At 48.0% G+C, this 11,192-nt stretch carries 16 protein-coding genes and 1 pseudogene; 4 read left to right on the top strand and 13 right to left on the bottom strand.

Annotated elements, in window-relative coordinates:
- A partial coding sequence (locus QUA13_RS10935) for a leucine-rich repeat domain-containing protein (RefSeq protein ID WP_333198321.1) occupies positions 1 to 265 on the top strand: 265 nt, incomplete at its 5' end.
- Between the two features lie 293 nt (positions 266 to 558).
- Complete coding sequence (locus QUA13_RS10930; protein ID WP_333198320.1) at positions 559 to 993, top strand: hypothetical protein; 435 nt, start codon at positions 559 to 561, stop codon at positions 991 to 993.
- A 164-nt stretch (positions 994 to 1,157) separates the two neighbouring features.
- Here the strand turns inward: QUA13_RS10930 and QUA13_RS10925 are convergent, their stop codons facing one another.
- From QUA13_RS10925 to QUA13_RS10905, 5 genes are all read right to left on the bottom strand, one after another.
- Positions 1,158 to 1,289, bottom strand: a complete 132-nt coding sequence (locus QUA13_RS10925; protein WP_333198319.1) for a hypothetical protein — start codon at positions 1,287 to 1,289, stop codon at positions 1,158 to 1,160.
- A 23-nt stretch (positions 1,290 to 1,312) separates the two neighbouring features.
- The gene (locus QUA13_RS10920; RefSeq protein WP_333198318.1) at positions 1,313 to 1,729 is read right to left on the bottom strand and encodes a hypothetical protein; all 417 of its coding nucleotides are present in this window, start codon (positions 1,727 to 1,729) and stop codon (positions 1,313 to 1,315) included.
- A gap of 116 nt (positions 1,730 to 1,845) precedes the next feature.
- Positions 1,846 to 2,730 carry a tyrosine-type recombinase/integrase gene (locus tag QUA13_RS10915; protein WP_333198317.1) on the bottom strand — a complete coding sequence of 295 codons (885 nt, stop codon included), beginning with the start codon at positions 2,728 to 2,730 and terminating at the stop codon, positions 1,846 to 1,848.
- Positions 2,731 to 2,823: 93 nt separating this feature from the next.
- Complete coding sequence (locus QUA13_RS10910; protein WP_333198316.1) at positions 2,824 to 3,534, bottom strand: hypothetical protein; 711 nt, start codon at positions 3,532 to 3,534, stop codon at positions 2,824 to 2,826.
- Positions 3,535 to 3,786: 252 nt separating this feature from the next.
- Positions 3,787 to 4,371: a hypothetical protein gene (locus tag QUA13_RS10905; RefSeq protein WP_333198315.1), complete on the bottom strand. Its 585-nt coding sequence runs from the start codon at positions 4,369 to 4,371 to the stop codon at positions 3,787 to 3,789.
- A gap of 218 nt (positions 4,372 to 4,589) precedes the next feature.
- Here QUA13_RS10905 and QUA13_RS10900 point away from each other — a divergent pair, with 218 nt between their 5' ends.
- Together QUA13_RS10900 and QUA13_RS10895 are read left to right on the top strand one after the other, a co-directional pair.
- Positions 4,590 to 4,892, top strand: a complete 303-nt coding sequence (locus QUA13_RS10900) for a hypothetical protein (RefSeq protein ID WP_333198314.1) — start codon at positions 4,590 to 4,592, stop codon at positions 4,890 to 4,892.
- 44 nt (positions 4,893 to 4,936) lie between these two features.
- A complete protein-coding gene (locus QUA13_RS10895; protein ID WP_333198313.1) occupies positions 4,937 to 5,386 on the top strand; it encodes a hypothetical protein in 450 nt (149 codons plus the stop codon).
- A 748-nt stretch (positions 5,387 to 6,134) separates the two neighbouring features.
- Here QUA13_RS10895 and QUA13_RS10890 read toward each other — a convergent pair.
- From QUA13_RS10890 to QUA13_RS10855, 8 genes and pseudogenes are all read right to left on the bottom strand, one after another.
- Positions 6,135 to 6,515, bottom strand: a pseudogene (locus QUA13_RS10890) (transglycosylase SLT domain-containing protein); the annotation flags it as partial.
- Positions 6,516 to 6,614: 99 nt separating this feature from the next.
- Entirely contained in the window at positions 6,615 to 7,067 is a 453-nt protein-coding gene (locus QUA13_RS10885) for a hypothetical protein (protein WP_333198312.1), read from the bottom strand.
- A complete protein-coding gene (locus tag QUA13_RS10880) occupies positions 7,060 to 7,314 on the bottom strand; it encodes a hypothetical protein (protein ID WP_270883807.1) in 255 nt (84 codons plus the stop codon). Before QUA13_RS10880 ends, QUA13_RS10885 begins: the two co-directional genes overlap by 8 nt.
- Positions 7,315 to 7,328: 14 nt before the next feature.
- Positions 7,329 to 7,460, bottom strand: coding sequence for a hypothetical protein (locus QUA13_RS10875; RefSeq protein ID WP_333145236.1), 132 nt, complete (start codon positions 7,458 to 7,460; stop codon positions 7,329 to 7,331).
- The gene (locus tag QUA13_RS10870) at positions 7,450 to 9,552 is read right to left on the bottom strand and encodes a hypothetical protein (RefSeq protein WP_333198311.1); all 2,103 of its coding nucleotides are present in this window, start codon (positions 9,550 to 9,552) and stop codon (positions 7,450 to 7,452) included. Before QUA13_RS10870 ends, QUA13_RS10875 begins: the two co-directional genes overlap by 11 nt.
- On the bottom strand, positions 9,552 to 10,097 hold the full coding sequence (locus tag QUA13_RS10865) for a hypothetical protein (RefSeq protein ID WP_333198310.1): 546 nt from the start codon (positions 10,095 to 10,097) through the stop codon (positions 9,552 to 9,554). Before QUA13_RS10865 ends, QUA13_RS10870 begins: the two co-directional genes overlap by 1 nt.
- Before the next feature lie 13 nt (positions 10,098 to 10,110).
- On the bottom strand, positions 10,111 to 10,836 hold the full coding sequence (locus QUA13_RS10860) for a hypothetical protein (RefSeq protein ID WP_333198309.1): 726 nt from the start codon (positions 10,834 to 10,836) through the stop codon (positions 10,111 to 10,113).
- A 64-nt stretch (positions 10,837 to 10,900) separates the two neighbouring features.
- Positions 10,901 to 11,191, bottom strand: coding sequence for a hypothetical protein (locus QUA13_RS10855; RefSeq protein WP_333198308.1), 291 nt, complete (start codon positions 11,189 to 11,191; stop codon positions 10,901 to 10,903).
- Position 11,192 lies beyond the last annotated feature (1 nt).

Raw genomic sequence — 11,192 nt, 5'->3', positions numbered from 1 at the left:
AGGCATCCTGGCTCCCGTTAACAGGCTTTTTGGGAGATGTCTCTTGACTAATCTGACTGTACTCGATCTCCACAACAATCAAATCAGCGACATTAAATCGCTAGCATCTTTAACTAACCTCACCGATCTCAACCTCAACAACAATCAAATCAAGGACATTAAACCGCTAGCATCCTTGACTAAACTGACCGCTCTTTACCTCAGCAGAAATTCGAGCGCACCCAAGACTTGTCCTCTCAAGCCAGAGTCTATCTGTAATTGGTAACAAGAACCTAGCTCTTAAAACTTGAGAGTTCAGAAAATTAGAGTATCCCCAACTAGAACAAGGTTTTGGAGTGAGTGAGAAATTACCCTATCCTCGCCTAAAGCTCCCAGCGGGATTTTTACGACTGGCCGCCATTGTCTTCTTCGTAGTCACAATTAAAAAATCGGCTATCGGAAAAATAGTCGCCTGCCCGTCCGGCTGAGGACACCCAAAAGTCCTGTGTCACGCGCTTGAAACTACTGGGCGTTCTTGCTAGACTAAATGAAACGCTTGACACAAGGGATTAATTTGTTATGCCAAACCCTAAAGGACACGAAGACTCAATCAAAGATTCCCGCTTTAAAGCTGCTTGGCATAGTGGCCCGACTCGCACTATTCGAGTTCCGATCGCCCTGGCTGACGCTACTCTAGATTATGCCCGACAACTTGACAAAAAAATCGAACCGCGTGACACAGCAGATAGGCGTGGTAGTTCCGAAGTAGAAAAGAAACAGTCTCAATCGCATGACACAAGGACTGGAGCCGAGGAAGTGGCATGGTTAAAGGCTGAGAATAGGCGCTTACAGAATTTAGTGAGTGACATGAGGATTGAACTGTACCATACCCCACCCCCTGAAATTGGGCTACCAGAGGCTGCTGACCTACTAAACAGACTGAAAGCCAAGCACAAGAAATCAACCGCCTCGCTCGCAGACATCGAAGCGATTTTGGAGATGATTGAAGAGTAAACCCCAAAAAGGAATTAAAAATCTATACCCCGGTTCATCTCAGAGATGTGCTGAGATAATTTCTATGGTGTTAAGCCACAAAAACTTAAAATCCTATCAGGGATTGAAACTCCTTCGTTACTTACTGCGTTACTGCAAACCGTCCCTCAAAACCTAAAGCCCTATCAGGGATTGAAACCAAGCACACTTTGATTCGTTTTGATTTCTGCTTTTTTGAGTAAAAAGACCAGCCGACACTCTGTTAGCGGTCGCCGAAAGCGATCGCCTGCTGCGACAAATAGGGGTTCTGTTTCCATAAAACAGGGTTAAAATACTGATTCTATCGTCCAAAAAATGGGTCGTTTGAAGATGTTTTTTGCAGCAACTGGTTGTAAACGGGAACAGTATCTGCAAAAATTTCGAGTCGAATCGTGTTTCGGTCACCCCTTTGGAATGTGACAAGGTACAAAGTCTCTGTTCTCTCCTCACTGAATGGATATTGTGGTCGATCTACAGTTCCTCTTACTTCAAATCCTGAAGCGTTAATTTTTTTGCCGTTAACTCGGTTGATTCCTTTAAGGACATAAGCTCCGGGTTCCCAACGAGAAAGCTTAATTGTCCATTCCTCGGAGGCAAATACGCCCGTTAAAAGTGGACAATTGTTAGTTTCTTCATAGCCAATTACCGAGAGCTTGCAAGGTTGAGCTTGTGTTATATTAACAGGCTGTGATAAGGCGATAACTAATGGAATAAACATAGGATTTTAGATGAAACTATTAGAAGTATATATGATAAATATGGATAGTTTAGATCGATCAGTTTTGGGCTGTCTTTTTCTCAAAGCCTTCAACTTAGACCGCATCAGAGCGCCCGCTAAGTTATCAGATACAGACCGCTAGAATCATTTGGTTTCGCGTGCAGATACCTGCTAGTTGTAGCAACCGAAGCATGACCCAAGGTTTGAGACAGTAAGTGAATCGGTGCCCCACGGTTCAGCGCGTGGGAAGCATGACAATGCCTCAACCAGTGAGCGCTAGTTTTCTCCGAGATGCCCGCGCGTTTAGCAGCTTCCTTGACCAAGTGGGTTACAGAAATCCTGTGCAAGCGGCCACCGTTGGTAGCTTTGCGACTCCTGAAGATGGGTTCAGAATTTCCGGCATCCCCTCTGCTGTTCAAAATCGCCCGATACAGAGACGCGGGAAGTAGCACCACGCGAGTTTTGCCGCCCTTGCCGTAAATCAAGAGTTGGCCGCTTTCACCATTAGGAATCAAATCCTCCCAGTTCAAATCGCACAACTCCGAAACCCGGAGTCCAGCGTAGTAGAAAGTTTTGAGAATCAGCTTGTTTCGCTCGCACGGTTCCAAAGCAATCATCGTCAAAACTTCAAGCTCAGAGAGGATTTTCTGCGAGAGCGTGTCCTTTGGTTTGGGAGTGACAACCGCAGCAGCAGCGTTAACTGGAATCAGCCCGGTGCGGTGGGCAAAAGACAGTAGACTTTTCACAACGCTTATATAGGTGCGACGGGAGGAAGGAGACAACTCCTTTCCTTCTAACGTATCCGCAAAACTTTGAAAATCTTGGAGAGTCAGCCACTGAAGCGGTTTGTCGATGGTAGTTAGCAACAGAGTTGCAACGCGACGGTAGAGAGCCGCCGTATTTTTAGACTTGCCGTGAGTCCACAAATCAATTAATTGGGCAGTGGGAGTGCCGGGAGCGATGACTTGTGGGGCGGGTGGATTTGAAACTGCAAGGGTCATTTTCTGCATTCCCGAATATTACATTATGCTGGTTATGTAAGATTGACCGACTTTAAGAAGCCCCATCCGATTTCTGGGATGGGGCCACGGGTTCTAGGCCGCTGGTTTTAGTAGTCTGAGTTGGGCCATCACCGCCGACTGATTTTCGGCCTCAAGTACGATCGCCGGGATGTGTTCACCCGCTCTCGGATTCAAATGTCGGGCCAGAACTGCCGCGTGATACTGCAAGTGACCGGAGACAACCTTGTACCCGCTAGAATCTCGCACCAGCACCGGGGGAACGATGAACCCGCCGATCGACAAACTGAGCTCCCCTAAAATCTCAAGCTCAAAGGGATCGAAATTGCTTGCAGGAATATCGGAATTGATGCGCTTAACCGCGACCAGCGAGAGGTTGAGCTTCTTAGGTGCGATCGGCTGAACCCGTCCCCGTCCGTTGTCTCCCCGGTTCGGCGGCGCGTCATCTTCCCCGACGGCTGCAGGTGCGGGGACGGGTGCTGCTGTAGTGACTGTGTGGCTTGCTGCTGCGGGTTTTGAGGGTGCGCGGGTGACTGCGGGTGCGGGTGTTTCTGTTGGTGCGATCGGTGCTTGGGCTACTTTTTCGGCTTCTGCTTTGGCTAGCGCTTCATAGCAGGATACTGTCGCCTCCCAGTGGCCACGTTTGACATCGCTTGCGGTTTCGCTGACTTGGCAACAGTATCGGTTATCTTCGATCAGTCTGGCGAACGGGCACTGAGCACAGGTAAAGGTGGCGGGGGCGGAATCGTCGATCGGCGTGGCTGTAGCAGTTTCGAGTAAAATCATGTCAGTCCTACCTTTGGGGCTAGCCACCGCTCTAGGCGTCAGAAACTTTGGGCGGTGGTTTTGTTTTGTACTAGATAAACACTAGCATTGTGTCTAGTTAAGTTCTAGTACATAAGCTAGTATTTGTGTCTAGTATCGCTGATGAGTTAGTGCTAGTACATTTGTCTAGCTTTTGTACTAGATACCGCTAGTGATAGATGGTTCGCTAGCGGTCGGGCAACTGCTAGCTAACGGCTAGCACCTCAGCTACTGCTAGCTAACGGCTAGCACCTCAGCTTTTGTAACCAGGACTTTCAACCTCGCAGCGATGTTGACCCGGTTGCCCCTTGCATCCGCGCCTTTAGCTTTGGCAAGCTTGCGAATGTCAGCGAGTGACATTTTATTGAGAAGCACCTCGATGTCTGTAGCGGGTGACTCTGGCGCTGTCGGTGCGATCAGTTCTACTGATGTAATGTCGGCTGGTGTGGACTGAACATCAATCACTGATTCATCTGGCACTGTCTGTGACTCTGGCGCGGTTGGTACGTGAGGCTCCGGTTCGATCGGTTCTGTGGATGTAGTGTCGGCTGGCTCAAGAATGCCGATCGCATCGGTGGTGAATTTGATGGTCAGCGCGTCTTTGAAAGTGTCGATTTGTGTGGGGTCAACATGGGTGAGCATAATCAGCGCGGTATCGACTTGAGACAGTGCCGATTGGATAGCTTGCTCGACTGAAAGCAACTGTTGGCGGTAGTCTTGAAGCTCGCTCAGTTTGGTTTGGAGCGCGGTGATTTGAGCGGTTGTAGCGGAAATAGAAGCGTCAACTTGATTGAATTTGGCGGCGAGTACGTTAATCATTGTGGCGTCCTATGTGTGGCGTGAAGTGTATGCAGCGGGCGGTTTGTATCGTTCCCGTTTCGCTATATTTATATACTAGCACTGTGTCTAGTATTTATCTAGTAATTACTGTCTAGTATTTGTTATAGCATTAATGCTAGTGTATATGTCTAGCTTATGTACTAGACAAGAGGCTAACAAGGTGCTAGATTGTAGCTAGTTTATTACTAGACAGAGCTATGACAAGCGAAACGGATCAGACGAAAACCTCCGATCGAATCCAACTCAACCTCAGACTTGACGGTCGAAAAGACTTGCTTGACGCTATCAAAGAAGTAGCGAAGGAAGAACGCACTAGCGTCAACAGTTGGGTTGTAAAGGTATTAGAGTCAGCGTTAGGAATGGAACCTGCTAATACAATGCCGACAGGTGAGGACTTAGAAGCGACAGTTGCCTCTGTACTAGACAAACTGCTAGCAGACAAGCTGGTTAATATCAAATCACAATTAAAGGCTGAACTGTTGGGGGAGTCCGCAGCCTGAGCGATCGCACCGATGACGAACCGCTCAGGCAGGAATTAGAGGAAGTGCGATCGCAACTGGCAGCAGTCCAGGCCGATCGGGAAGACCTAGCCCAACTCAAGAAACAGGTTAAGGAAGATGCGGCAGAAATACACCGGGAAGGGCGATCGATGGAGGTTGAGAAAGTCCGCTGGCAGAGGGAATTAAGCGACGCTAGAGACGAGCTAGCAGATGCTAAAAGCACTATCCTCAAACAAGGCAATAAGATTCGGGAATTAGAGCGCGGGTACAGCTTAAAGCCTAATCCGGCAGAATCCCGGCTGAGGCTGGAAATTGGCGATTTACAAGCTGAGCTAGAAGCCTATAAGCAGCAGAATCCAGCACCAGCGATCGACCTACCGGAGCAAGTAGGGGAAATCGTAAACTTTCTTAAAGAATCGCTACCCCCAGATACAAAGTGGCCCAAGCGGATAATACCCGCGCTGAGAAAGTTTCTGGAATCAAAGGAGGATTAGTCCGATCGATCGTCTCCCAAAACAAAGAGCCCCCAGCGTGATGCCGAGGGCTTTTTTAATGAAGGGTATTAGTAATTGGTAATTGGCAATTGGTTTCACCTTTTGCCCCATGAGTACCAGGCATCACCGTGCCAAAACGGGTAAATTGTACGAATCGGCTGAAACCTTACTTACTGCCTGTGTTGGAGTTATTGGGTTTTGGTAAGTGCGATCGCGCAAAACCCCTAAGCCGAGATCCGGGCAAAATAGGACATGACGTTAAAAAATGTAACGAAAACGCTAAAACCCTCACTACACAAGAGTTTTAGTCTTAGCGTCACTTTTCGCACGGTTGCTACTCAAACGCCGTTTCTTGTTTTGTTTTCTGTCAAGCTATTGACTTAATTTTACCATGTCGAGTTTGCTGTTAAATTGTTAAATTGATATTAAGTGTACCGTCACGGTAAAAAACCTCAATTTTTACTTTTTGGGACTGAGTTTTCGTGAGTTTTTAGCTGTTTTTGGCTGTTTTTTCTGAGAATGTGCGAGTAAACTTGTGCTTGCCTCAGCTTAATTATTAGCTAAATTTGGGTGCTTGTTAGCAACAAAAACCGCATGAGAACTCAAACTTATGCCAGAGAAGAAACTTGCACAAAAAGCAGGAATGAGTCGTAGCAATAGCAATGTTCAGAGATATATTTATACTAACAGAGAAAAGTTGCAGCCAAGTTTCTGAAGTTTGTGCAGCGATCGCACATTTTTGTTGTACCTAAAGCCTTTCTTTCACAAGTTGGGCAATATCGGCTTTGGTAATATACCCCTTTCTACTTCTATCAAAGCCATTATTCTGCCGATACACAATTGTGCCAGCCCTAGCAATAACATAACTATCGGGTTGACCTACCGCCGCAGGCCACAAAACAGCAGCGTAAAAATCACCAAGCGTGTTGAGTTTGCCTCTGTATGGCAGTAGGTATTTTTGCACATAATCTAGCTGCTCAATCTCTGTCATCCCCAGTAACGCCGATGTCGAAGTCCCCAACCCCCGCGCTGTTGATGGCATAAATTGAATTAGCCCACTAGCACCTGAGAGACGGTTAACAGAGCGATGATTTAGTCCGCTCTCAAACTGCATAATTGCCATTAGGTGATTAGGGTCGCCCCTACCACTGTAGCGTTATCAGTTACTGGTAGCGCCACGCCGTCAAATCATCCTTAACACCGTAGCGCTCGGTTAGGTTGTCGATGTTCAGCGATCGATGTTCAGTGCCGCCATCCGATCGTCGGTTAATTGTTGAATCTGCTGCGGTGGCTGCCAGCGATGGCCCCAGTTCTGGCGAAGTTTGGAAAGTGCGATCGGCTTAGGTAGCAGTTCGGCCGCTTCTACCCAAACCCCAATTCCTGATTCCTGTTGGGCATAGTAAGCATTAAATTGTGCCTGTGATACTTTTGCCAGCCTTCCTTGCTGCGATGTTTGCCACAGTCGATCGAGCGGTAGTCTCTCACGCTTGATAACTTTGACTGTGCCGATCGCCTCACCTACTGGCAAAGTCGAATAAATTACAATGCTATCGCCCGCTTTTAGAGAGGTTCCAAAGTTGCCTTTCCTGAGTTCGATTGTTTTCGGGTCGCGGTCAAGGAAAAAGGCAGAAGCCCAAGTCGGACGGACAGAGATTAGGAAGGTGCTGGTGGGTTTACTCATCTTCATCTTTATCCCTTCTCAGAGCCTCCCTTAACGCTTCTAAATTCTGCACAGCTACATCAATGGAAACGCTGGCCGTGTCTATCAATTTCTGTTCGGGTTCCTCCAGCCACGACGTATCGGTAAATGGGTTGCAGATGTGCGCTTCGGCTCTGAGTTTTGCAGCTTGCAAGAAGGCAATGCAGGTAGCTAATTCATCAGGAATTGGTGGATTGCCGGAATGTTCGTACTGCTTGATAGTTGGCATTGTTTCGTTCTCCTTCAGTTGTAGTCATGGTTGTTTAAGTCATCAGAGAAGATAATATTTCCACGTCTTACAAACTCTGCAAAAATTGCGTCGTAGATGGGGTTGAGAATAAAGTCGGGAATAACGCGGATTAACTTACTGAGCATCGGTGCTACTCCTGAGAAATTCTTGAATCTTTGGCAACTGTGCAATCTCGCCATTATCGTAGTTCTCAATTAGCCACTTTAAGAGGCTTTTTCCGTGCCTTGTATAGCTGCGTGTTGGATGGTCGTATTTCTCACCACACTTTAAAACTGACTTAATAATGTGGCGTATATTTGCACCTGACAGAGCAGCGTCCGATACCGAGGAAAATAAACGCTCAGGAGCCACATTAGGGAACATCTGACTGACGGCTCGGACAGTCCACACAAAGCCGGACAGCTTGTCTGGCAACGGTTCTGGCTCATCGGACTCAATCTCGTTATCGGACTCACTATCCGATGATGTGCCATCTTCCGTCGGACTATCGGACTGCTTTTTATCCCCCAAATTGAACTCCAAATTGTAAATACGCTCCCAGTATTCAGCGTCAGAAAGCTGGTTTTTTTGGGCGCTGTTACCCGTCTCCGATGAACTATCAAAGATGTTATCTGGAGCCTCGGAACCGCCATCAATCCATGAGGTGTTCACTTCAATTTGTGGCATTAAACCTAATACGGGATTCCCAATCGTGGAGAGAACAATCGGCGTTTGCTCAGCCATAGAATCCGGGATTAATAGGCTCAAGTCCGCTGTTAGTCTATCCCGTGTTTCCTTACTGGCAATGACGTTTGAGTTGTTTAACATTTGCTCGATTACGCCATAAGACCCTTGTTCCTCACCGTTGCTCGTAGTGCGTACTAAACCTTGAGCTAGCAAGGCTAAATTAAGGCGAATATTGCTGTCCGCAACCCCACTAGATGCGATGTTGAAAGTCTGCGTACAGATGAAGTAGCCGACATTATACTGACCCCCTACGGTCGCTATACTTCCCAGTTTGGAAGCCTTCTCTTCCCACAGTTGCGCGTTTCGTTTCTGCACTAAGCACTGGTAAGTGGCGAACCAATCTTCAAGGATTATTTTAATTGGTCGGTTGCGGTAGGTTTCCTCGGTTGCTGGCTTAGATTTCCGACGCTGCAACTTCTCGTAAACCTCATCCAGAAACTTCATCGACTCGTCTGGAAGTAGCGGGTCAAATATCATGATTCGATTTCTCGGAACGCCGGGAAAATCTTCGTATTTCTGGGCGATGACGTAAATCTCTGCCTCTGGGAATCGGGTTGTTAAATCCTTTAGCCACTTACGCAGAGTGCGAGTTTTCCCGCAGCGAGTAGGGGCTGCTAGGAAAATCGAACTGTTTATTGCCACCAAAGAATTTAAGGTTTTGGCTGCTATTTGATGAGCTATCTCAATGTTGGAGTTTGACTGGATGGCTGGCGCTGAATCAGATTCAACTTTGTCACCAGGGTTATTGATGCCGTCGAATGTTTGTGTCCCGGTCAACTGAAACTGAAAGGGAGTTTTTTGGTTCCGCAAAAAGGCAATATATTCTCGCTTTTTGTCTTCTGGCAAACCCGCAGTTTCAGCCTCAAAAACTGCTTCCTCAGCTTCCATTTGAGCAATTCTGATATCGGCTTCACCCAAAACTTCACACTGTTTTAAAACCACCGCACAGTCATTTGCGACCGCCTCCACATCGCCCTCGGCCTGTACTTCTTTAATCCTCATTGCCCGGTAATCTTCCAGCAGCTCAGTACGAGCCGCCAGTTGACATGAGGCTAGGTCGCGCTTCTCTGCAAGAATCTCATAGTTTGCGAGTTGGCGTTCGGAGTTTTGCAGACTTCTGAACCCGACACCTGCCACCCAAAAACTGCAACCAGCAAGCGCCATCCACAGCGCTTTATGTGGGTTAGTTGCAGGGATTTTATTATGAACAACTACTAGAGGATTTGCTTTCCACTTCTCCGCATAATACTCGGTCATGATGTAGGGTTTGCCTGCCTTGTCAACGCATTGCAAAGCTTGTTTGTTGCGGATACAGAGTTGCACCCGATTGCTAGCCGTCCCGGTCAAGGCGCTTATTCCGCTATATATCCCAATCACAAGCGCCAAACCGACTGCCGACAACTTAGCGCCAACCGGGAGTCTTTCAAAGGTCAGAAGCAGTGCGCGGTTTGACTTAAGTAATTGAGCGTGTTTTTCGGTTAATGGTGTCATTACTTGCTCCCTCCTTTGGCTTTGAACATTAGGCAGAAAACGATAATGACAAGCCCAATTGAAGGCAAGTAATCAAAGTTACTTGAAACAGGTTTTTTAACCGTCTGAATTTCTTTGATGCCTATCTCCAAGCGTGGTTCTGCGTCCCCTACTTGCTGCCCTTCAGATAACGGTTCGGCAAGGCTGGCAATCATGCCAAGCGTCACGCCACCGCCAACAATTGCAGTAGCCAAGCGGTGCTTAGATTGCCCGGTAATTTTGGCTGCCAAATAAACCTGGTAAATCCCAATCGCCACTACCGAACCGCCTGCGACTTGCATGGCATGAAACATAAAAACCACCGCTGAACCAATAGCTGCGGGTGCTACGACTTCGCAGAGATTGGCAGCGTCTCGGTATTGGCGTTCGGCGTTGGTTTCCTCTGGTTGCGGTTGGTCAATTGTTGGTGCTGCTGTAGCTTGATATTGCTGCTGTTGCTGTTGCTGTTGTTGGTGCTGTCCCCCCACAAAAGAGAGGGGACTTGCCCCGATAAAACCTTCGTGCATAGTCCCCTCACTTTTAACGGTTGTTGAAATTCATTACATTCGCAAACCAGCCCCCAAATCCTCTAGGCGAACCAGTTGCCGACACGCTGGCGCTGTTGTTGCTGGCAGATCCAATAGTCACTGGCACTTTCTCCTGAATCCCTTTATCCGAGCCGACTGTTGCGCGACTGAGCAGCTTCTGTCGGCGTTCTCGGAGCGATTCTTGAATTGTTTGCCTTTTCTCTGCCACCTCACCCCGATTTGCGATGGCTTCCATCTTGTTCTCGTGTCGCCACAGCTCGGCCTGTAAGTCGCCTGTGAGCTCGGAAGCAATCTCGGCTAATCCGTGCTGACGCTTGGTTTCAATCTTGAGCATTGATGCCCGGTCTTTGGCATCCAGTTGCTCCATCTCCGAGCCGAATTCTGCATTGAGTTTGCGGATTTTCGCAATTGCATTCCCAACTTTAGAGCCAAATTTCTTCCGAATTTCCGTCCAAGTAACTTGTCCGTCAGCGATTTTTCCCAGCGCCTCCAGATAGGTTTCAGCGTTATCAAGGAAGGGTTCTAAAACTAAGGCAAGCTGTTCGGCGTTGGCTGCTTTATCTGCCATCGCTTCCAGCTTCGTAACATCGCTCAAGTATGAAAGAATGTCAGCCTCTGTGTCTGCCCAGTCTCCCGCTTTTTCATCAATGTAGGGGCTGTGTCCCGCTGCTGGGTTCCTTATTGCTATGCTGCTGGTGTCGTTGCGTCCAAAATCCATAGTAAAATCTCCTTAGATTAGTCCCCCAGCGCAAGCTAGGGGATGATTTACGCGGCCAGCCGATTTACTTTCTCAGGGCGATCGGCTGGCTTTGATGTGTCATTTGGTTGAGCTTGTCAGATACTCGATCGCCCGCCGGGTGACCAATAACGGGCAACAACTCCCCGCGCCGCCAGCTTTCCGAAAGTTCGTGAGCCGTTGCCAAATCCAGTCCAACAGCCATAAATTGGCACTCCGGGAATCCGAGGTTATCGCAGTTGATGCACGGACGCTCTGGCTCATCGGTAACAGGCGGCTGCAACTGAGCCCAGATTTCTGGATTGGATTCAGGCGTAATTTCAAAAACTTTGGTCATT

Source organism: Microcoleus sp. S28C3 (assembly GCF_036700785.1).
Classification (GTDB): Bacteria; Cyanobacteriota; Cyanobacteriia; order Cyanobacteriales; family Microcoleaceae; genus Microcoleus; species Microcoleus asticus.
The sequence above is the reverse complement of the archived record's forward strand: the minus strand, read 5'-3'. Positions and strand labels throughout refer to the sequence as shown.